The sequence below is a fragment of the Brucella sp. TWI559 genome (genome assembly GCF_039674265.1).
Classification (GTDB): domain Bacteria; phylum Pseudomonadota; class Alphaproteobacteria; order Rhizobiales; family Rhizobiaceae; genus Brucella; species Brucella chromiisoli.
The window spans coordinates 1-20,539 of sequence record NZ_JBDJNE010000003.1 but is presented as its reverse complement, the minus strand read 5'-3'; the positions used below and the strand labels follow the sequence as shown (position 1 = coordinate 20,539).

The following is a 20,539-nucleotide window of genomic DNA, read 5'->3' as shown; positions in this document are numbered from 1 at the left end:
GCGTTCCCCGGCGCTGTTGCTGGAGGCTGATCATCATGCAGCATCCTGAGTGGCGACAGCGGCTCGACGGCCATTGCGGTAATTCTCTGAAGGTTGCGGCGCCAAGCGCTGACCATCAGCGTGATAGCGAGAAAACCACAGCAAATGCGGGCGCGTTTTCAGTGCAGCTGCGATAGCGCGTTCACCAGCGACATGCGGCTCATAGAGCGTATTGCCTGCGGTGCCGGTTGGTAGGTTGTATTCCTCGTCGATCTTAACGAGGGTCAGTTTTGCAACGATAAGCTTCGCTTTAATGCGGGCAATTTCAGACAGCCGCCTGCGATCGGCACGACTCATCTTGCCGCCGTCAATGACACGGTGCATAAAGGATTCCTTCCAGAGGGGAGGCCTTGCCCGGCCTCCTTTTTTGGGATGTGATATTCTGCGAACACAGAAAGGAATATCACAGAATGGTAGATTGTAAATACCAAATTGTGAGATAATGACGCTTTGAGTAGAAAACCTGTTAAACCAAAGACGCCTCTCGGTGAGCGGCTAGTAGAAGCTCGGGAAAAACTTGGCTTTGAACAGCGAGAACCCTTTGCCAACGCCCTCGGTTTAACTGAGGCGATGGTAGGCTATTACGAAAGAGGTGACCGCGTGCCTGATGCGTCGGCACTGGCAAAATATCGCGAAGTCTTTGGTGTTAATCTATCTTGGTTGATTGCGGGCGATGGTCCGATGTTTAGTGAATCGGCCACGCCGGTACCGGGTGCTGATTTGGTCGAGATACCGCTTTATGACGTTCAGGCAGCTGCAGGTGCTGGATTGATCCCGAAGGATGACGGGTTACACAACACCGTGCCTTTCAGCCGTGCGTTTCTGCGCAACATCGGTGCAAAACCCGAAAGCTGCATAATGTTAGAAGCCAAGGGCGACAGTATGTTGCCGACGATTCCGAACGGCGCATTTATGATTGTCGACCAAAGCAGACAGGACATCGTCGATGAAGAAGTGTTCGTGTTTCGCGTAGGAACTGGTCTGAAGGTTAAGCGCGCCTATTGGCGTATGGATAACGATCTGGAATTGCGCTCTGACAATGAGGCCAATGGTTATCCACCGGAGATTATCGGCAAGGATATGGCCGATGAGCTAGCAGTTATTGGGCAAGTCCTGTCTCTGCTAAGAAAGGCATAACAAACTTATTCCCAACTCTCTTGACTCTTTCTGTCAGTAGAACAAAATGCGAACACATAAGGGCGACAGGGAAAAGGAGTATGTAATGTCTCTGGCAGAAAAGTTCATCGTTGTTCCGTTTACCGAGCAGAGAAGAAAGCTAACAATGGGTGAGATGCGACAGTCATCCTCGGCGCAAGCTGCAGAGAGACTGGCCTTGACGATGTCAGCTCGCTTTGCCGGGGTCGCAGCCTATGCGGTAAAGGTTGATACAGAGTCCGGTGACATGACAGAGCCACGGTTATTGATGCAGCTCGGATCGACAATCGATTTCATGGCTGAAGCCTAAACCGAAAATGCCGCTTCATTCTTAAAAACAGCGTTTTTTGCCTTTAGTCGTTGTTTTTATTGGATAATCTCTAAGATTGAAGCGGCTTCATTCTTAAATTTGGCTTTTAGTGCTCGAACAACAACTTTTTAACGGTTTTCATAAAAACGCTTAAAGGGCTGCAACTCTATATTTTTCAATGGTTTGAAGACGGCTTAAAGGCTCGTCAAAGGTTTTCTAAAGCGAAGTCTATTTTTGCCACGACTGGCGGGGCTTCGCTCGATATCGGCTTGATGCCGTGTCAAAAGTGATTAAAGTCTATTTCTATTCGGCACCGCTTAGATGCCTGAAAAATAAGGCGTTTCCGCCAGTTCCCACTTATTCCCGGATATTCCCAGAGATTCCAGTAGCTGGTGTCAGACTACATTCGTTTTGTGCACCTAAATGTGCCCCTAAAACGGGTCTGATCCGAATCATGGATCTTTGGCAGAAACGGAATGGGTTCTTCTTTCAAATCCGACCGCCTTCAAATCGGAGCGATTTTGGAAAAACCACTTTAGAATTTGGCTGGGGCAACTTTCCAAGAAGGAAGAAAAATGACGTGCTGCAACGCTCGCGGCAGCGGCGTTGGAAGGGGTTGATATCGGTAAGAATAAGCGGTTGAACATAGCCCCGACCGGCGCCTAATGGATCGCCGGGCGGTGCCAATCCTCTCGCTAAAGTTCTTTCACTTAAGCATTCTTTTCAAAACATCATCCTTTTTGTAGAATTGATGCCAAAGTGCGGCCAGAGCATGTATGCCAGCGACAATAAGAATGAAATTCGCAAGAAATTCGTGAATTTCCTTCACCGTTCCAGCGAGATCTCTATTTGGAACCAAAAACTGAGGAATAGTGAAGATTCCAAAGAAAGAAAGTTCGTTGCCTCTAAGCTCGGCAAGCCAAATGCCTATTACAGGGATCAAAACTAGAAGAGCATAAAGCAGGTGATGTGCGAATTTCGCTGCGGTTTTCTCCAGCGGCGACATCGTATCAGGCAGTGCGGGTGTGCCTATCGAAACTCTGGTGATAATCCTCCAGACCACAAAGGCGAGCAGCAGAAGCCCAACGGAAATATGCAACCACCATATAGTGCCACGTTCCGGAGATCCCCGAGGATAAAAATCCTCACCGAAAGTTATGAGATAGGCAAAAAGGACGAGAAAAAATACTGACCAGTGCAGAAACTTCTGAACCGGTGTGTATGCAGAGCGTGACATAGGAAGCCCCCAGTTTCGAATAGTTCTATGTTTGCTCAAATTACGGCAATCTTTTGTCTATTTATAGTTGGGAAGAGAACGAAATTCCAGACGCAGACAGATCTATGCTGAAAGCCAGAAAAGGCTGGCTGGTCGTGATGGTTCCTGGCAGGTATCCGGCCGACCGATTGGGGAGGGTGTATCATGTGACGTGAACTGGCAGGCCCTGCTAAACAATAATCAGGAGACAACAATGTCAGTTGCCGCGAGGGCTATTTCAGAAGCTTAGCGTTTGAAGGTCTAATCTGACAATGCGTTCCTTGGCTAAGATCATAGTATACTGCCGCATCCAGTTTAATGGGCGAGCGGGAGATATCCCATTCGAAGTGATTACACGAATGTAGCCTTGGAAACTGATTCCTAATTCAAGGGAGGGGCCTATCCAAATGTTCTGAGTAAAGTCTGCGAGTGGAGGGGCTGCTCCCTCAGCAGTTCGATCAATCGACGTAATCACCTTGTAAAAAAATAAAGTTCAAATAAAAAACAGGCACTTGAGTTTTTGAGAGAGAGAGTCTATCCACACCAACACGTTGGGGCGTAGCCAAGCGGTAAGGCACCGGTTTTTGGTACCGGCATTCCCTGGTTCGAATCCAGGCGCCCCAGCCATGAGTCACAAGAAAAATCATACGCATATTGATTTTTCTTCTCTTTCCACACAGGTGGAGTTCTTCAATCTTCTCATATTCGCCGGATGTGCACTTAACTGTGGCACAGAGCTATGACACATGCTGATTCGCTTTCGCCGCCAGTCTTGAGAATCAACACCTTCCGCACATCCGAAAACTTCGATGCTTTCCTATTCTCTGGTCCTGCTCACCGCCTGACGTAGGATCGCAAGAGTTTGCGGTTCGGTAAATGTGCTTGTCCTCATAGAAATCTCCTCGATCATATTGCCGAGAGAATTTTACTTTTAAACCTCATTAATTCCCGTGGTAATTTACCGACCCACTATCAGCGTGTGCGTGCTCTGAAATAATCCGGTGATTCCATACATACCCCATCAAGGATGCAGCATCTCCCGGTGAAACCAATATTCTGTCGAAGAATGTATTAAATTCTCGCAACATACCTATCTGCTCGCTTGAAAGGGAATAATCGTTTGTTCTATAAGTATAACGCACGCCTTCTTTGAAAAGATTAGATATATGCGCGATGTCTTTGGTTTTGATGATGTTTATTTCAATCATCATTGACACCTTGTTATCGCTGCTAAATTTTTCCAGATATTTTCTACGCAAAACGTTTGTCATCCAGAGTTGTGTAACAGATCCCGAACTTGTGACGGAGCTTTTATGGATACGATGGTTATACAATGATGCGTTGAGGTAATGGAACTTGCCTTTTCCGATGGCTCGCAATGCAAGATCCCAATCCTGCACTCCTGAATAATTATTATCACATCCTCCAAGCTCCAAGTAGAACTGCCGTCGGATAACCTTTAAATGGGAAGCCACCATTCCAAGTAAAATATCGTTTTCGATTGAAGCCGAGGGCGCAAGCCACGGATATCCGCCGTAATTAAAGCGTGATATAAGCTTTCCATTTTCGTCTACATGATCCTTATCGGTAAAAATATAATCTGCAGACGTTTCAGATATTATGCCAGATACTCTATCAATAACTGTATTCGAAACATAATCATCACAGTCTACAAAGGCGATATATTTTCCTTTACATTGCATAACTGCCAAATTTTGTGTAATCGATATACCATAGTTTTCATCATTTTGAAAAACTTTATAAGGTATTGACCCAGTATCCATGCCACATAGAGCATCAATTACGCCAACCTCATTAGATCGGTCATCGACAACAATGACCTCATACGGAATTTTGGTCTTTTGATGGATAAGGGAGTCGATACATTGCTTCAAGTAAGCTCTGTGGTTGAAGACTGGAACGACAAACGAGATAAGGGGATCGATATCCTTTAAAGACCCGCTCTCCTTTTTTAAAGTGACGCTTGGTTTCGAGCAATCAGCAGGGCTTTGTTGTTTCTGGCTTTCCGCTGAAACATGTCTTTTGGTAGAGATTTGTTTTTTTTGTTCGTCGGGCAGTCTGCTGCCTCGATAGAATTTCTGATGCCATTCGTTTGATGCGGTCGCAAACTTTGGAAATTGAGCCGCGAAGCGTTTGTCCAGTATTTCGGATGCCTGTAGCCAAGATTCCCCCATTTTATTGAGCGATCTTGTCATGCCGTTACCGTGTAAGCGATAAATGACACCTATAAACGGGCAGTAAATAAAACCATTCCACAGCTTGCCGGCTAGCGTAGACCAAAAAACCCAATCTTCTTTTCCATAAAGCTCTTCTTCAAAAAGCAGGCCCTCGAAAATAGAACGATGAAATAATCCGCAATGAATCGGTATTGAAAATCCGCGTTCCCATCCAAAAAGGAAGCTTTCAAGTGTAAATGGAAATCGGTTTATCGAATGCGTTTCATCCTGCAGTTCCCCCATCCACTCGTTCGAAATATAATAGCCGCATATAGAAACGAGCCTGTCTCCGGAGTGCTGCAACTGCCCTACCTGACGCTGGATTTTTCCAGGCAACAAAACATCATCGCAATCAAGGAATTGGATATATGTACCTTTGGCTTCATAAATGCCGGCATTTCTCGCCGAAGAAAGCCCACCGTTTTCTTTGTGAATAATCCGAACTCGTGGGTCGAGATTTTGGGCTTGATTGCAGTAATGGTTTGCATGCCCTTCAGTACTGCCATCATTGACGACAAGCACCTCAATATCCCCTTCATAAGCGGACAGCGCTGATTGCACAGCCGATTGTAGATATTTCCCTTGATTATAATAAGGAATAATCACGCTAACAGTGGTCATGTTATTACTATGCTCTTTCATACCCAGGAATTTCTGCAAGAGCTTTAAGATAGGATTGCTTATTATGACGGCTGTGTGCCAGTTTAATAAGCCGCTCCGTTCGTTTATTAGCTTCTATCTGATCGTGAAATACTTGTCTTAATGCGTGTGCATAATCTGCAGCTGGAGCATACTTATCTATAGGCCAACCCGTCTCAGAGCTTACAAGCTCTCCAACTCCACCAACATTAGAAGCAACAATCGGATAGCCTAAATAGGACGCCTCAATGAGAGCATTGGGCATGCCTTCTTCTCGCGAGGTGAAAAGGAAGACGTTACCTTTGCCCGCAGCATCCCATTCAGTGGGGCTTGTATATGGTCCGCACAAGCTTATATTGCTTCGCTCTCTAAGTTGAACTTCGTAATCCCCATCGACAACCGAGCCGCCAAAAACTTGAAAATCACAAAAATCCTCTGTTAATTCTGCAATTGCCGCAAGCAAATCGGGTCTTTTCTGCCTATCCAAACGTCCAGCCCAATGAACTGTAAGCCTTGAGTTAGCCTTTTTCGTAATAAGACGGGTATTTAATAAATCTAGCGATGCATCTATACTTATAGTCAGATCGAGCTTTGATTGATTGTAAACCACTTTAAATTTACTGGCTTGATCTCCGATTCCTAATCGGAGAGGGCCTTCAACAGCAAACATGTGGTTATCTGTGACAATGCAGTCAATTTTATCGATATTCTCCGGAAGAAAATCCCGGCCGTATCCTATGATTTTCGTGTCATCGGTGGAATCAAACTGCAAGCAAAAAACACTCGCTATCATGTTTATTTCCGATATAAACGCATCGGGAACTCGTTTCAGAAGATTGTATGCTAATATTGAATTGACAATATGAAATGTTTTCAGCGGTAGCGTGCGCAATAGCAGGAATAGATAATCCTCACGCGTATTTATGTCTGCTGCTTCAGCCCTCAAATCAACCACCATTATATTGCTCGGAAGTTTTGGTGTTTTTCGGTTTGGACCGTTGTCAGTCAAAATGATTATTACCGAACCATCAGAGTTACCTTCGGCATAAGCCTTCGCGTAGTCTAGTGCTACGGATTCAGCTCCACCTCCTGCATAAAAATTAATTGCTAGAACCAGATTAACCGGTCCGAACTCTTTCATAAAAGAAATAATTTTATCCAATAGCATTAAGGGCAGCGTTGTCTGGTTACTCCAAAAAGGACCTGAAGCCAGGTAATCGTTTGCAGATATGCTATCCTTCGTTGCGGCTTGATTAAGTCTCCTAGCTTCTCTGAGCTGCCTTAACTTAGCAGGAAGCTGCCCCCTAACAGTCCAAATGAATAGCTTTATGCTTCGCTTAATAAATTTGCTTAGTAATGGGTACTTATCAAGTGTGCTGTTAAGTTTTTTAACAGCACGCCAAGAAAGGCTGTTCTCGATCGCCTGTAAACGTGAAACTGCTTGTACCGCCCGCTGTTCTTGCGTCGCCCCCCAAGCAGCACTGTTTGAGAGGCTTTCTCTGAAGCTGAATTCTTGATCGGCTATCTTCTTAATCAAAATATCCACAACGGACTGTAGGCTTTCATTTTCGAGAACCAACCGCATATCGTCGTGTTTGTCGTCTGGGATTTGTTCTTCCGAATGATTACGCATCCCGTGTCCTTGCTCTGATCTTTGCCTTCATTGCCAATCCTCCCGCTTTTTATTGTATTGCAACCAATAGCTACTGCCGTATTCGGTTTGCACGTCCTATGTCATATGATTATGGCTGCACAACGTTGCGTTGGTTGAAAATTGCTTTCAAAAAAAGGCGTATGAGAAAGGCATTATAATGTATGAAATATGGCTCGCTTCTGATGAAGCTTGAACAAGCACCTCAAATTCATTGCTGTGAAAGCCGCCAATTATCCACTAATGTTTCTATTTTCTGCTGGGCTTCTGCTATCATTGGGGAATATCGCGCGTTTTCGAAGCCCCAAAGAGTTGACGTTGCATCTTCCTTATGTCCAGCAATAAACGGCAAGGCCACAACGACCCGAAGTTCTTTCTGACGCTCCAAATATCTGTCAATTGTATTCGTGACAGCATCGGTATCGAGGGGGGACCACTGTGACAAGAGTTTCAACGCGCTTTTATTATATACATTGAAAACAGTACTGGTCATTTTGTCGATGGTGACATAGGTACGTCCACCAAACTGATCAACAGATAAAACCTCTGCATTGGGATGAACATCAGCCATCAAACCCGAAAAAATATCCCAGTTCTCTTTCCGTGTGTCGAGGTATTCGTTTAGCTCATGAAGTATGCTATTAAAATCGTCTGGAAGGTCAGCATCATCTTCGATGACCGTCAGCCGATCTATTTTATTTGTGAGCGCATAGCGCGATAAGGCGTTAAAACTGCTACCACAGCCGATCCAGCCCAAATTGTGTCGGATACCGTCAAACAATTCGCAACCATCCGGCAGCGATTTAACCAGTGCGTTGCGCCGCTCTATTGTTTCCGGCAACGAGAGGGCGAGAAAAGCACTTTCCCGAGCTAGATATATCGGCCTATCAAGAATAACATTGGCTGGAACAACCCCAATGGCCACCAAAAAGCGATCGAACATAAAGTTGAAACGCGCCGCGCTGGCCGACACCGCACCTGCAACAGCCTTGCTTATCATTTCAATATTATTCAGCATCTCAGACGCGTGAGCCATCATGCTATCAATTGAACCCTCCTCGAAAAATGTTATCGCACCTTCGAGTTCTGGATATTGGCTCTGGTCAGTGGTGCCTTCAGAAAGAACTGGCACGCCTAATGAAATACACTCGCATATGCGGGGCATCTCTAACAAAGCACCCTCATAGTAATGAATGTTGATGACAGCCTTGGCTTCCTGAATAGCTTCATAAAGTTCGCGACCAAACAAATCATTGCAGAGTTTTACGGTATATTTCTCTTGAAGCGTTTTGAGAAATTCACGTCTTCTTTCGCTGCTCAAACTATCGCCATAAAAAATAAAATCATATTTTTTGGGTGTCGTATTGCCGCCGAATGTCTCGTCTTGCGATGCCCCTATAGGCAGATAATGCACGTTAGGATATTTCAATCCATTCTTTGAAAGAAAATCAATATTTGCCAGAGAATATTCCAAAACACCTAGAGAGCTTGTGAGTGTTTTCAAATATTCTTTAGTGAACCACCTTGAACTTACCGATTGCTCAAGCTGAAAGATGACACGTTTGTGTGCCGGTGGAAGACGTTTGAACATTTGAGCGCACAGAACGACATAAAAATCATGATTAAAACTCTTTATAGAGCCCATCAAGATTTCACTTTCGATCCCGTGAACTGCCAGACGATCAGCTATTGTGCGCGCTATAAATAAGGTATGCGGGGTGCACAAAATGCCCCACACAACGCCGTTTCCATTTGCGAGCCGCCGCCGCAATTTTACATGAGAATATTCTCGCCCATACCACTTCAGGCGGTTCGCCAGCCCTGAAAAATCTCCGCGAGCCAGATAGCGCAACGCATTGGTTAACTGTCTGAAACGGCTAGAGAATTTTGACATAGTTATACGACACTCTCCAATGGAAATGAAAAATCGCACACCGGAAGATTCCAGCGCTAACAGTTACTTGCACACGCTGCATATATAGAGGGCAAGCGTAATCCACTTTAAATGCCAAATGAGTTTTTAGCATTACCAAATGGCACGCCAAGGCACACTACCTTTTATTTCTATTCGATACGTTTTGGATTTTAGAAATGCAGACGCAATCCTATCACTCGCCGAAGTAGGATTGGAGAACCTCGTCAGGCGGCCCATCCATTTTAACCTTCCCGTGTTCAAGCCAAATGACTCGGTTACAGTTCTTTTTCATCAATTCTTTTGAGTGGCTTGCAAGAACGAGTATTTTAGTTGAATCAACGAGCTCGCGCATACGCTCATTTGCTCGCTCTTTAAAATCCTCATCACCGGTTGAAAGCCATTCATCCATTATCAGGATTTCAGGTCGAACAGCCGTTGAAGTCGCAAACGCCAACCTCAACTGCATTCCCGAAGAGTAAGTACGGAATGGAACATCCAAAAACTCTCCAAGGCCCGAAAAATCCGCGATCTGGTCAAATTTTTCAGAAATTTCTTCAGGTGGCATACCCATCATCGCGGAGCGTAGACGAATATTCTCTTTTCCAGTCGCATCTGGGTCTATTCCGAGATTAATGTTAATCAATGAAACGCAGTGGCCATTGATAACCGCGCTTCCGTGTGTTGGGGTATATATCCCCGACAAGACACGAAGTAATGTGGTTTTCCCGGACCCATTGTGACCGATCAGTCCGACCCGGTCCCCATCCTTGAAAGTCATCGAAACATCATCCAGGCCACGCACAATGACCAGACGGTCGCTGCGTCTTTCAATTTTGCCGCCAGTTGCGATGCTTAGGACTCGGTTTTTAAGTGAACGACTTGTCGAATTATAGATTGGAAACTCGACGCTAACATTCTGAAGGTGAATTAAACTCATTTTCTACAACCAGTACGCTATGCGCCAACGATATCGTCCAAAAAACACGATTGCGGCTATCCAACCGAATATCGCGCATGCAAAGCCAAAGGTCCAATCCAGCAGAGATGGGGGCGAGCCGAATAACGGAGCCCTCACAAGTTCGATAAAGTGATAGAATGGGTTCAATTCAATGAATGCTTTGGATACATGATCGGGCAGAATTTTAACCATCCACATGATTGGCGTAGCATAGAACAAAACTTGCAGAATGTTTGTGACCACCTGAGTCATGTCACGAAATCTGGCGCAAAGAATAGCCAGAATGAGCATCATCCAAGCTAGATTTAAACACAAAAGAAGAAACCCTGGAATTGCCCATAGCGCATTAAGGCTAATCATTTTACCCAAAATCAGAAGAAGAACAGGAAAAATAACGATGTTATGAGCAAAGATTATTACATTCCTCCATATAGCCCGCATTACATGCGTAAATAGAGGCATTCGAACTTGCAAAATTATGCCGTCCGATGAAGTAAATGTTGTGCACCCCTCGCTTAAGCACGTTGATATAAATCCCCAAGTGATAACACCTGCACACAGATACGGCAAAAACTCACGCATCTCACTTTGAAAAAGCGTTCCAAAGATAAGTCCAAGCGCGCCAATGAATACGGCCATGTTCAAAGTCAGCCAGAAAGCACCGACACGGGAACGGCGATACCGTTGAGCCACGTCTTGCCATCCGAATATTAAAGCCAGTCGATATTTTGACAGAGCTTCCGAGATATCACGAAGAGCGACCCTAGCCCCCTTTGTTGGCTCGGCGATCACAACCTCATGGGGTGCATTTGTTATAGAAATGTCGGTACTCATGATTTTATCTGGGCCAATCTTCTATTCGTCACGACTGCCACTTTCTCGAATAATCTTTTTACCAATGCGTTATAGCGTAATTGAAGAAATAGCGCTCTTGAGTCAACTCCGTGGTTATCAATGAATAAGGCCCTTTTGTGGTCTTGTTCTGCATCTATGATAGGTGCCCTTTAAACCGCCACGGTTTTGCCGGATGCTCCAACTTCTGAAAAAGTGGGATCGGTATAGCAAGACAGCGAATAAATTTTCATCTGAAGTCCGCCAACGTGCCATCCGTATGGTGCATGAAGAAATTTCGAAGCCGTTGAATTCGTCACCCTCGAGTGGGCTGATTGGGTCAACCACCGGCATCTTGTTGAGCCCATTGGAAATATTCCCCCAGTGGAAGCTGAACAGCGAGGCTGCGCCATGCTGGGCGAGCCAGCCATGGCAGCATAAGTTAAACCAAACAGCTTCCGGTAAACCCCATGCAGTCAACAAGTGCACTCTGGAAAAAATTAAAATAATTTTAGACCATTTATATAGAAAAACTTAACTGCGGACTGGATGAAAACACTTATGTGCCACAGACCTTTTTTTGAGGCGTGGCCGCCCGTGTGCACTACCCGTATTGTAGGGACGTAAGCAGTGTCGGCGATTTCGCCAGATCTCAAGGCAAGATCGAAATCTTCAAAATACAGGAAGAAATTATTACTAAAACCGCCTGTATTTCTTAAGGTAGTACTCCTGAAAAACATGAAGCACCCGCTTACAATTGAAGGATTCCAATAGACGGCGTCTTGTGTTTCAGCTTGCATCTCGTATCGTGCTAATCTGGCTGAAAAAAGCGAGCGTATCTTTTGGGGTGCGAACCCTCTCAGTATTAAATCAAAGACAGTCGGATAACGCTTACAAAGGTATTGTCTTTGCCCATTTGGCCATGATGCGTGTGGGCTCAGTAGTCCACAACGTTCATTGGCTCTCATGAACGCTATTGCATTTACTAGCGCATCTGGATCAAGTTGAATGTCCGGATTGAGAATGAGGTGAAATTTACCTATGTGCTGAATGGCAATATTGTGAGCTCGACCAAAGCCCACGTTGCCTTGCCCATGAACTAATTTAATTGGCAAGTCGGAATAGTTGCGGAGTAGAAATGAGCTAACCTCATTGCTGACAGAATTGTCTACAATTGTGATCATGAAGGATTCATCTGCGAGCCCATTGAGTGCTATTTTCAGGCTATTCAGTGTTTTTTTAAGTTCAGAAAAATCAGGATTAAACGTAACAATTGAAATAGTCAGCAATGATTGCTTATTGGTTGATTGATCTGTAGCTGAAACGCTCTTAATCATTCTTCTAATTCTCAGTTCATTAGGTATGGTTCGGCTTTGAAATTAATACGATAAGCTGAAGGGGTTAATTGCCATATAGATAGTTTATCACTCCATCACGGTCCGACTGTCGTCAAAGCGACGCCATCATTTTGATCATAGTAAGCGTCTATATGAACAATGTGAGACAAGTAAGATGCTAGAAAGTGAAATCGCATGAAGGGAATTATTCTAGCTGGTGGCAGTGGTACAAGGCTGTACCCTTTAACTATCGCCGTCTCCAAGCAGATTCTGCCAATCTATGACAAGCCAATGATCTATTACCCGCTGAGCGTTCTTATGCTCGCAGGGATTCAGGATATCCTCATCATTTCCACACCGCATGATTTGCCGCTTTTCCAGAAGCTTCTTGGTGATGGAAGTGAATTCGGCGTAAACTTTTCTTATGCCGCACAGGACCATCCTAATGGGCTCGCAGAAGCGTTTATTATTGGTCGCGAATTCATCGGCGATGACAGTGTAGCCATGATTCTTGGTGACAACATCTATTTCGGTGATGGACTTTCACAGCTGTCGCGTCTCTCTGCGAATCCTATGAAAGGCGGGACAGTTTTCGCTTATCGCGTTGATGATCCTCAGCGTTATGGTGTTGTCGAATTCGATAACAAGACGGGACAAGCTATATCAATTGAAGAGAAGCCGGAAAAGCCTAAGTCTCATTGGGCTGTTACGGGTCTTTATTTCTATGATAATCAGGTCGTCGATATCGCACGTTCGATCAAACCATCTGCTCGTGGTGAGCTTGAGATCACAACGGTGAATAACGTGTATCTCGAACGTGGGGAGTTGAACGTCCAGCGTTTTGGGCGGGGATATGCTTGGCTCGATACCGGGACCCATGACAGCCTCCATGAAGCTTCTTCATTTGTTCAAACCATTGAAAAACGACAGGGCATCAAGATCGCTTGCCCTGAAGAAATTGGGCTGGATAAAGGTTGGCTGAGCAGTGAAGCTGTGTTGGAGCGCGCAGCGAAGCTTGGCAAGACTGAATATGCTGCTTACTTGCGTCGCCGTGTCGATGAGTTAGGAAAAGATTAATGGAAATCCGCTCTTTAGGTTTAGACGGTGTTTTTGAGATAATTCCACGAAAATTCGGTGACGATCGCGGTTTTTTTTCCGAAACATACAAGGCTAAAGCTCTCGCAGAGGCCGGCATCAATCTGAGTTTCGTTCAGGACAATCACTCCTATTCTGCTGCAAAAGGTGTGGTTCGTGGGTTGCACTATCAACTGCCACCTTTTGCTCAAGATAAGCTGGTGCGCGTTATTCGCGGTGCAATTCTCGATGTTGTAGTCGATATTCGTAAAAAATTGCCGACCTTTGGCAAATGGGTATCACTGGAAGTCTCGGCGGAGAAATGGAACCAAATTCTCGTACCCAAGGGCTTTGCTCACGGGTTTATAACACTCACTGAAGATACTGAGGTCGTTTATAAGGTCACAGAATATTACGCACCGGAGTATGACCGTTCGATCTACTTTGCTGATCCAGCTATTGGCATCGACTGGGCTGCTCCTACAATTAGTGTGCAATTATCCGATAAGGATAAAAAAGCCCCACTTCTCGCTGATGCTGAAGTTTTTGCTTGAGGGATAATATGAATATTCTTGTTACGGGTGGTGCTGGCTTTATCGGTTCCGCAGTTTGCCGCCATCTCGCAGCCGATCCTAAGGTCAATGTCATCAATCTCGATAAACTAACCTATGCGGGGAATCTGGCTTCACTGCGACAGATTGAAAATCATCCGAACTACAGCTTCCTTCAGGCTGATATTTGCGACGACACGAGCGTGCTCGAAGCTTTGCGCGCCCACGAAATTGACATCGTCATGCATCTGGCAGCGGAAAGCCACGTCGATCGATCAATCGATGGGCCTGGTGCATTCATCGAAACGAATATTGTTGGGACGTTCCGTCTTTTGAATGCAGCACTCGCCTATTGGCGCGAGTTGCCAGAGCCGCGCAAATCGGGCTTCCGTTTTCACCATATTTCGACGGATGAAGTATTTGGCGATCTGCCGTTCGATAGCGGCATCTTCACGGAAGAAACACCCTATCAACCGTCCTCGCCTTATTCGGCTTCGAAGGCAGCCTCCGATCATCTGGTGCGGGCTTGGCATGAGACTTACGGGCTACCGGTTGTGCTGTCCAATTGCTCGAACAATTATGGGCCGTTCCATTTCCCTGAAAAGCTGATCCCACTTGTTATTCTCAACGCGCTCGATGAAAAGCCGCTGCCCGTTTACGGGGCCGGGGCGAATGTGCGTGACTGGCTCTATGTCGAGGATCATGCGCGTGCTCTGGCATTGGTTGCGACCACTGGTAAGCTGGGCGAAAGCTACAATATCGGCGGGCGTGCAGAGCGCACCAATCTTAATGTGGTGGAAACGATTTGCGCCATTCTCGACAAGAAACGGCCTCGCGCAAACGGCAAGAGCTACGCTGACCTGATAACCTTCGTGACGGATCGACCCGGCCACGACCGCCGCTATGCGATTGATGCGTCGAAGATCGAGCGTGAACTTGGCTGGAAGCCTAAGGAGAGCTTTGAGACCGGGCTGGAAAAAACCATTGAATGGTATCTCGATAACGCATGGTGGTGGGAGCCAATCCGCAGCGGTACCTATGCTGGTGAGCGTCTGGGCAGCACGTCAGCAAAAGAGGCCAAGGCATGAAAATCCTCGTCACCGGGCGGGAAGGGCAGGTTGTCCAGAGCCTTCTTGAGAAGGCAGCTCAACGACCCGATCTGGAAATGATTGCGTTGAGTCGCCCGGAACTGGATTTGGCAAAGCCGGACACCGTGCATCGTGCCATTGAGGCGATCAAGCCCGACCTCGTTGTTTCCGCTGCGGCCTACACAGCGGTCGATCTGGCTGAGGATGAGCCTGAATTGGCTCTTGCGGTAAATGCAATTGGCGCACAATCAGTTGCTGAAGCGGCAAAGGCCTGTGGCGCCCCTGTTATTCACATTTCGACGGATTATGTTTTTGCGGGTGACGCGGACGAACCCTATGTTGAAACGGACGTCACCGGATCTCGCAGCGTCTATGGAAGCTCCAAGCTTGAAGGTGAGCATCTCGTTGCGCAAACGAATCCACGCCACATCATATTGCGGACAGCTTGGGTCTATAGTCCGTTCGGCAAAAACTTCGTCAAGACGATGCTGAAGCTTGCAGAGACGCGAGATACTCTTTCGGTTGTTTCCGATCAATGGGGCAATCCGACAAGTGCGGTCGATATCGCTGACGCAATTACTCAGGTGGCGGATCATTTGGCGGCAACGCCGGACTTTTCCGCTTTTGGTGTTTATCATCTGGTGGGTACCGGCGACACAAACTGGAGCGACTTTGCACGGGCAATATTTAATGAAAGTGCCAAGCTCGGTGGGCCAACCGCCTCCGTTATTGATATTGCTACGTCCGACTATCCAACCAAAGCTGTGCGGCCTGCCAATTCACGCTTATCGACCGCAAAATTCCAGAAAGTGTTCAACTGGTCTGCACCGCATTGGCAAGTGTCATTACGGAATGTTGTAGCTAAATTGGTTTAGCATCAAAGTAGCATGGTAATCCCACCTTTAATAATGGAGGGGGGCCGGTATCTTTCTGTGCGAACGCAATATAAGTGATAAACTCGCAGAAAAAATTCGTAACGAGATTAGGTATATTCATATATTTAAATAATTTAATAAATTATGGTTTTGTTTATTCTTATTCCTAATCCGTGTGCTATTTGTATTGGAAATTGAATTCCAGATTTTTTGAATTTAGATCGCAAACGTGCAAGTGCTGCGTCTAAACTCCTACTATCTGGATTCATCTCACCATCAGAGAACAAATTACTGATTTCGTCTCTCCTAACGGTTCTGCCTGAATTCGATATGAGATATTCAAACATTAATGCCTCACGGCCAGATAGTATCACTTTTTGATTTTTGGAATTATATAATGCTCTTTCATAAATACTAAAACGAAGTATATCCTCCTCATCCGACTTTTGTTCTCGCAATTTAGTACGGGTCCGCTTCGCGAGGTTATTAATCGCAAGTCCGAGTTCTTCCCCGTCAACAGGCTTTGTCATATACAAATCCGCACCTCTACTATAGCCATCTATACGGTCTTCGCGTGCGGTTCGAGCCGTTAGCATAATGATTCCGATAGTATTCAGTGATGAAAGCTCCCCTACTATATCGAAGCCACTGGTATCGGGCAGATTGGCGTCGACCACTGCGACATCAAAAGTTCCCTTGTTCAACGCCTTGTAGAACTCTAGTCCAGAAGCTACTTCCGTCACAATCATCTGGCGTAGTCTCAAATAATCAGCGAGACTTTGGCTCAAATCAAGGTCATCCTCTACGAGAATAATTTGCAAGGATTGTTTATCTGGTGCGGATAGCGTCATTCGCCTGTATCAGTTTAACGATTTCAATTTTTCAAATGAAGGTTCGGAAGTATCCATGGAGAAGATAGCGGAGAGCCACAAAGATCGAGCAGTGAACCAAAATAAGACCAAACATATGATCGTTGTTGCTCCTCGGCGTGGTCCTTGTGTAGCTCTTTTTCTCGTACTGCTAATGTACTTTATCAGCATAGGCAAGCTTGCCGCGCAAGAAATGACTTATTCTCCTCGACTCTCAGGCCACGTCTCTGTTCTGATTGACGGAAATTCGAAGCTCAGCTTTGACGATATTTTACACGGTAATTACCAAGGCGAGTTTAAGCCAATAGCGAGCTCAACCCTCAATATTGGTTTCAAAAAAGCTGCAATCTGGGTCAAGCTGTCAATTCCCAGTGAATCGTCGTGGGAGGGATTTTTGAGCGTTACGCCGAATTATCTCGACTTTGTGGATATATTCGTCGCAAGGCCCGGAAGAGATCAGGCTGTTTCCGATTTTGTTAAATACGAAGCCGGTGATCATCGCCCTTTGCTTATGAACGGTCTTTCAGGGATCGATCCAGCGGTCGCCGTGTCTTTCTCTCAGAGGAAGATTACGACTGTATACGTTCACGTCGTCAATTTAAATTCCGCTACCCAGTTGAACTTGAATCTGGATGTTCAGCAAAATAACAGCCAGGATTCGGTATTCACGGGTCTCCTTTACGGTACATGGTTTGGAGGAATGACAATTTTGTTGCTTACGCAACTTGTTTTCTATTTTTTCTCTCGCAAGCCGGAATATCCACTCCTCGCGTTCAGTACTTTGGGCGTCATAATGATTTACTTCGGAAATCTAGGATTGAGTCATATTTATTTGTTTAAGGGGGCCGGTACGGGTAATGATGCCTTTATTGGGGTTAGTGCGTGGGCGGGGCTTGCTGCAAGCGCCCTTGCTTATATGCAAATCCTTAATCTGAGGCGTTATGCACCCAAAGTACGTTTTTTCTATTTATTTACGGCATTTTGCGGAATCGTCGGCGTTGGCTTTGCTCTAACAGGCAATACAGTCGTGTTCGGACCATTCGGATCTATTTTGAGTATTTTGGGAGTATTTGTAACTGTTTTATGCAGTTTATATCTAGTTAATAAAGAGGGTACATCTAGCAAGTTGCGGGCTGCTGCGTTTTGTACGATGGGAGTTGGCGCCACTCTCACCATGCTGCAAAGACTGGGAGTACAATGGCTTCCAAACTGGACTTTGCATGCATATGGAGGGGCCATACTTTTGCAGACTCTTTTGCTTACGGGGGCACTTGCGGTCCGATTGCGTGATTTAGAGATCAAGAATCACAAACTACATAAAGACGCCTTAAGACAGGCGAGGACAGCTGAGCGTTCTTCTGCGAGACTCGTTGAGGAAAGAACGAAAGAACTTGTCAAGGCGTGAACTGCTGCTGAAAATGCTTTACGTGCTGAAATTCAGTCACAACTTTCTCAAGTCAGATTTTTGGAGGTTGTTTCTCATCAGTATCGGACACCACTTGCGGCAATTCGTTCGAGCGTCGACAGTATCGAATTGGCATTGCCGTCAGACGATTATGATAATCGGAAACGTATATCGCGTATTCGCCGATCGATTTTTCGGCTCGTTGATTTGTTAGAGGTAAATATGGTCCGAAGCCGCATTCAGGGCCCATCTTATAAGCCGACGATGAAAATGATCGAAGTTCAGGAGTTTGTGCAGAAGGTTCATCTGCGTGCTAAAGACCTGCACGGTGTTGAGGTAGGGTTGAGTTTAAGCAGCGATCTTCTGGGAATTAAGATTGAGTCAGATCCTGACATGTTGGATTTGGCCTTAACAAACTTGATTGATAATGCGGTAAAGTACAGCCACCCAAACAGAGAGCTCGTGATACTTCTCTCTGTTTTCCTAAGGAAATCAGAAGTTGTAATTGAAGTCTCGGATGAAGGGAGCGGAATCAGCCCAGATGAATTGCCTCGTGTATTTGACAAACTTATGAGAGGCAGTAACGCTGAATCGATTGAGGGGTCAGGGCTGGGATTATATCTCGTTTCCAAAATAGTATCCATCCATCAAGGTACCCTTGAAGCAGAAAGCACTCCCGGCCAGGGAACGCGTATTCGTATGCTTATCGCGGCTAAATAAAGGGTATCTAAATTATAAAGACAGTGTAACTGGAAATACACAGTTTTAGTTACATTTCGTTACATTCAATAAGTTTCGTTACATTTGAAAGTATTGTCCAGTTATTCCCCGGCAGCTACACAAGAGGATATAGCAACTTTTAGCTAACACTTATTCGTGTGGCGGTGGGGAACAGATGTCTTCAGTTAACGGCAATTTTTCTATTAAAAGAGAAGCAAACGTTCAGGCAGGGCGGCAGATCGGAACAACAAGATGTAGGAAGAACCTGCTTGCGTCCGTTTCGCTGAATATTCTTGCCGCTGTCATGAATTTTAATCAGCAACACAGGTATCTTAACAAAATTGGCCTGGTGGCTTTGGGTGTGATGGTCGCGCCGATAGCAGCGCATGCGCATACAGATTCGCTCGGATACATTCTTTCCCCGGGGAGTTCGGAGGGTCTCTATAACGCTCGGATCGTCTATGGCAGTTGGCATTCCGGCACAATCGCGGCAGAGGGGGCTGCAAAACTTTTTGAGGACGGAGTTGAAGTTGCAACGAGCAATTTTGTGATGTTCCCCGGGCCGTTCTTAAACGGAGATATGCCAGCGGGTCTCGTCCTTGGTCAAAATTATTTTTATGCAAGTTCTGACGGGCAGACATTGACGGACACGCCTCATCCGAGCGGTGTTTATAACTTTCAGTATGCAGAGTTTCTAAATCTTCAGCCAGGAAGTTATACGTTCGGCTATGCAACGACGGCGGGGCTTACGGTAAACTGGGAGCCGGCGGGAGATGCGATTAGTAAGGGAAGCTTTATTATCACGGCGGATGGAGTGATCGTCGTACCCGGAACCACTTCCGATATTACGGGAGAGGGAATAACATATGATGCGAGCAATCTGGGCGATACTGTAAATCCTGTTTTTACTGGCGGCACGCTCGTCGCAAACGAAGACAATCAGTCATATTCTAATGACTTTACGCTTGATTCTTCAGCATCAAATACGATTGATGCGAATGGTAATAATAATACCATTACGGGGACATTCTCGGACGCAGATTCGGCGCAGCCAGGAAAAATAACGTTTGTTGACAGTTCCGATAGCGGCAACGGGCAAGTTACTCTCACCGGTGAGAATACACATTCGGGAGGTACAACGTTGAAAAGCGGCACTCTCGCGCTTTCAGGCAATGGTACACTGGGTGCCGACACCAACACAACGACTGTGAGTGGCGGGACGCTGGAACTGGGCGGTACAACGCAGACGCAGCAGGCTCTGGTCCAAACGAGTGGCACAGTCCAGAACGGAACCGTGAATGTTGACGATTATACACTTTCGGGTGGTATGCTCGCCAACGATGCTGAGATCAATGCCTCACAGGCGATCTCTGTCAGCGCGGGACAGGTTGATGGCGTTCTGAATGGCTCAGCAGAGCTGACCAAAACCGGGAGCGGCACTGTCACACTGACAAACACCAATGGATACACCGGTGGCACAAGTCTGAATGCAGGCACTCTCGCGCTTTCAGGCAATGGCACACTGGGTGCCGACACCAACACAACGACTGTGAGTGGCGGGACGCTGGAACTGGGCGGTACAACGCAGACGCAGCAGGCTCTGGTCCAAACGAGTGGCACAGTCCAGAAC

At 46.0% G+C, this 20,539-nt stretch carries 18 protein-coding genes, 1 tRNA gene and 2 pseudogenes; 12 read left to right on the top strand and 9 right to left on the bottom strand.

Going from position 1 to position 20,539, the window contains the following annotated elements; genetic code table 11:
• Window positions 1-33 precede the first annotated feature (33 nt).
• Window positions 34-363, bottom strand: a complete 330-nt coding sequence (locus ABE530_RS05810; RefSeq protein WP_499693928.1) for a helix-turn-helix domain-containing protein — start codon at window positions 361-363, stop codon at window positions 34-36.
• A 126-nt stretch (window positions 364-489) separates the two neighbouring features.
• Here ABE530_RS05810 and ABE530_RS05805 point away from each other — a divergent pair, with 126 nt between their 5' ends.
• Both ABE530_RS05805 and ABE530_RS05800 read left to right on the top strand, forming a co-directional pair.
• Window positions 490-1,176 carry an XRE family transcriptional regulator gene (locus ABE530_RS05805; protein WP_499693927.1) on the top strand — a complete coding sequence of 229 codons (687 nt, stop codon included), beginning with the start codon at window positions 490-492 and terminating at the stop codon, window positions 1,174-1,176.
• 85 nt (window positions 1,177-1,261) lie between these two features.
• On the top strand, window positions 1,262-1,504 hold the full coding sequence (locus tag ABE530_RS05800; RefSeq protein ID WP_499693926.1) for a hypothetical protein: 243 nt from the start codon (window positions 1,262-1,264) through the stop codon (window positions 1,502-1,504).
• A 706-nt stretch (window positions 1,505-2,210) separates the two neighbouring features.
• On the opposite strand, the gene ABE530_RS05795 is transcribed toward ABE530_RS05800, so the two are convergent.
• A complete protein-coding gene (locus tag ABE530_RS05795; RefSeq protein ID WP_265987075.1) occupies window positions 2,211-2,741 on the bottom strand; it encodes a cytochrome b in 531 nt (176 codons plus the stop codon).
• A gap of 570 nt (window positions 2,742-3,311) precedes the next feature.
• Between ABE530_RS05795 and ABE530_RS05790 the strand changes: the two genes are divergently transcribed.
• Window positions 3,312-3,386, top strand: a tRNA-Gln gene (locus ABE530_RS05790).
• 314 nt (window positions 3,387-3,700) lie between these two features.
• Here ABE530_RS05790 and ABE530_RS05785 read toward each other — a convergent pair.
• The 5 genes from ABE530_RS05785 to ABE530_RS05765 form a co-directional block, all read right to left on the bottom strand.
• Window positions 3,701-5,617, bottom strand: coding sequence for a glycosyltransferase family 2 protein (locus ABE530_RS05785; RefSeq protein WP_499693925.1), 1,917 nt, complete (start codon window positions 5,615-5,617; stop codon window positions 3,701-3,703).
• A 7-nt stretch (window positions 5,618-5,624) separates the two neighbouring features.
• Window positions 5,625-7,268: a glycosyltransferase family 4 protein gene (locus tag ABE530_RS05780; RefSeq protein ID WP_499693924.1), complete on the bottom strand. Its 1,644-nt coding sequence runs from the start codon at window positions 7,266-7,268 to the stop codon at window positions 5,625-5,627.
• 229 nt (window positions 7,269-7,497) lie between these two features.
• Complete coding sequence (locus ABE530_RS05775; protein ID WP_499693923.1) at window positions 7,498-9,180, bottom strand: methyltransferase type 11; 1,683 nt, start codon at window positions 9,178-9,180, stop codon at window positions 7,498-7,500.
• Between the two features lie 214 nt (window positions 9,181-9,394).
• A complete protein-coding gene (locus tag ABE530_RS05770) occupies window positions 9,395-10,138 on the bottom strand; it encodes an ABC transporter ATP-binding protein (protein WP_499693922.1) in 744 nt (247 codons plus the stop codon).
• Between the two features lie 3 nt (window positions 10,139-10,141).
• Complete coding sequence (locus tag ABE530_RS05765) at window positions 10,142-10,993, bottom strand: ABC transporter permease (RefSeq protein WP_499693921.1); 852 nt, start codon at window positions 10,991-10,993, stop codon at window positions 10,142-10,144.
• A gap of 288 nt (window positions 10,994-11,281) precedes the next feature.
• Here ABE530_RS05765 and ABE530_RS05760 point away from each other — a divergent pair.
• Window positions 11,282-11,431: pseudogene (locus ABE530_RS05760) on the top strand (IS3 family transposase); the annotation flags it as partial.
• A 59-nt stretch (window positions 11,432-11,490) separates the two neighbouring features.
• On the opposite strand, the gene ABE530_RS05755 reads toward ABE530_RS05760, so the two are convergent.
• On the bottom strand, window positions 11,491-12,327 hold the full coding sequence (locus ABE530_RS05755; protein WP_499693920.1) for a glycosyltransferase: 837 nt from the start codon (window positions 12,325-12,327) through the stop codon (window positions 11,491-11,493).
• A gap of 195 nt (window positions 12,328-12,522) precedes the next feature.
• Between ABE530_RS05755 and rfbA the strand changes: the two genes are divergently transcribed.
• The 4 genes from rfbA to rfbD are packed head-to-tail and all read left to right on the top strand — an operon-like array spanning window position 12,523 to window position 15,915.
• Complete coding sequence (gene rfbA, locus ABE530_RS05750) at window positions 12,523-13,404, top strand: glucose-1-phosphate thymidylyltransferase RfbA (protein WP_499693919.1); 882 nt, start codon at window positions 12,523-12,525, stop codon at window positions 13,402-13,404.
• A complete protein-coding gene (rfbC, locus tag ABE530_RS05745) occupies window positions 13,404-13,955 on the top strand; it encodes a dTDP-4-dehydrorhamnose 3,5-epimerase (RefSeq protein WP_499693918.1) in 552 nt (183 codons plus the stop codon). Before rfbA ends, rfbC begins: the two co-directional genes overlap by 1 nt.
• A gap of 8 nt (window positions 13,956-13,963) precedes the next feature.
• On the top strand, window positions 13,964-15,040 hold the full coding sequence (gene rfbB / locus ABE530_RS05740; protein WP_499693917.1) for a dTDP-glucose 4,6-dehydratase: 1,077 nt from the start codon (window positions 13,964-13,966) through the stop codon (window positions 15,038-15,040).
• On the top strand, window positions 15,037-15,915 hold the full coding sequence (gene rfbD, locus ABE530_RS05735) for a dTDP-4-dehydrorhamnose reductase (protein ID WP_499693916.1): 879 nt from the start codon (window positions 15,037-15,039) through the stop codon (window positions 15,913-15,915). Before rfbB ends, rfbD begins: the two co-directional genes overlap by 4 nt.
• A 134-nt stretch (window positions 15,916-16,049) precedes the next feature.
• Here the strand turns inward: rfbD and ABE530_RS05730 are convergent, their stop codons facing one another.
• A complete protein-coding gene (locus ABE530_RS05730; RefSeq protein WP_499693915.1) occupies window positions 16,050-16,766 on the bottom strand; it encodes a response regulator transcription factor in 717 nt (238 codons plus the stop codon).
• A 55-nt stretch (window positions 16,767-16,821) separates the two neighbouring features.
• On the opposite strand from ABE530_RS05730, the gene ABE530_RS05725 reads away from it, so the two are divergent.
• The 4 genes and pseudogenes from ABE530_RS05725 to ABE530_RS05710 form a co-directional block, all read left to right on the top strand.
• Window positions 16,822-18,189, top strand: coding sequence for a 7TMR-DISM family protein (locus ABE530_RS05725; RefSeq protein WP_499693914.1), 1,368 nt, complete (start codon window positions 16,822-16,824; stop codon window positions 18,187-18,189).
• 60 nt (window positions 18,190-18,249) lie between these two features.
• Window positions 18,250-18,417, top strand: a pseudogene (locus ABE530_RS05720) (hypothetical protein); the annotation flags it as partial.
• Between the two features lie 36 nt (window positions 18,418-18,453).
• Window positions 18,454-18,909 carry a sensor histidine kinase gene (locus ABE530_RS05715; protein WP_499694089.1) on the top strand — a complete coding sequence of 152 codons (456 nt, stop codon included), beginning with the start codon at window positions 18,454-18,456 and terminating at the stop codon, window positions 18,907-18,909.
• An 814-nt stretch (window positions 18,910-19,723) separates the two neighbouring features.
• The coding region (locus tag ABE530_RS05710) for an autotransporter-associated beta strand repeat-containing protein (RefSeq protein WP_499693913.1) at window positions 19,724-20,539 on the top strand (816 nt) is incomplete at its 3' end.

What these genes read in the sequence shown, in the direction of transcription:
- ABE530_RS05810 (WP_499693928.1), bottom strand. Translation starts at nt 363, where the DNA reads ATGCACCGTGTCATTGACGGCGGCAAGATGAGTCGTGCCGATCGCAGG.
- ABE530_RS05800 (WP_499693926.1), top strand. Translation starts at nt 1,262, where the DNA reads ATGTCTCTGGCAGAAAAGTTCATCGTTGTTCCGTTTACCGAGCAGAGA.
- ABE530_RS05795 (WP_265987075.1), bottom strand. Translation starts at nt 2,741, where the DNA reads ATGTCACGCTCTGCATACACACCGGTTCAGAAGTTTCTGCACTGGTCA.
- ABE530_RS05785 (WP_499693925.1), bottom strand. Translation starts at nt 5,617, where the DNA reads ATGACCACTGTTAGCGTGATTATTCCTTATTATAATCAAGGGAAATAT.
- ABE530_RS05780 (WP_499693924.1), bottom strand. Translation starts at nt 7,268, where the DNA reads ATGCGTAATCATTCGGAAGAACAAATCCCAGACGACAAACACGACGAT.
- ABE530_RS05775 (WP_499693923.1), bottom strand. Translation starts at nt 9,180, where the DNA reads ATGTCAAAATTCTCTAGCCGTTTCAGACAGTTAACCAATGCGTTGCGC.
- ABE530_RS05770 (WP_499693922.1), bottom strand. Translation starts at nt 10,138, where the DNA reads ATGAGTTTAATTCACCTTCAGAATGTTAGCGTCGAGTTTCCAATCTAT.
- ABE530_RS05765 (WP_499693921.1), bottom strand. Translation starts at nt 10,993, where the DNA reads ATGAGTACCGACATTTCTATAACAAATGCACCCCATGAGGTTGTGATC.
- ABE530_RS05755 (WP_499693920.1), bottom strand. Translation starts at nt 12,327, where the DNA reads ATGATTAAGAGCGTTTCAGCTACAGATCAATCAACCAATAAGCAATCA.
- rfbA (WP_499693919.1), top strand. Translation starts at nt 12,523, where the DNA reads ATGAAGGGAATTATTCTAGCTGGTGGCAGTGGTACAAGGCTGTACCCT.
- rfbC (WP_499693918.1), top strand. Translation starts at nt 13,404, where the DNA reads ATGGAAATCCGCTCTTTAGGTTTAGACGGTGTTTTTGAGATAATTCCA.
- rfbB (WP_499693917.1), top strand. Translation starts at nt 13,964, where the DNA reads ATGAATATTCTTGTTACGGGTGGTGCTGGCTTTATCGGTTCCGCAGTT.
- rfbD (WP_499693916.1), top strand. Translation starts at nt 15,037, where the DNA reads ATGAAAATCCTCGTCACCGGGCGGGAAGGGCAGGTTGTCCAGAGCCTT.
- ABE530_RS05730 (WP_499693915.1), bottom strand. Translation starts at nt 16,766, where the DNA reads ATGACGCTATCCGCACCAGATAAACAATCCTTGCAAATTATTCTCGTA.
- ABE530_RS05725 (WP_499693914.1), top strand. Translation starts at nt 16,822, where the DNA reads ATGGAGAAGATAGCGGAGAGCCACAAAGATCGAGCAGTGAACCAAAAT.
- ABE530_RS05715 (WP_499694089.1), top strand. Translation starts at nt 18,454, where the DNA reads ATGAAAATGATCGAAGTTCAGGAGTTTGTGCAGAAGGTTCATCTGCGT.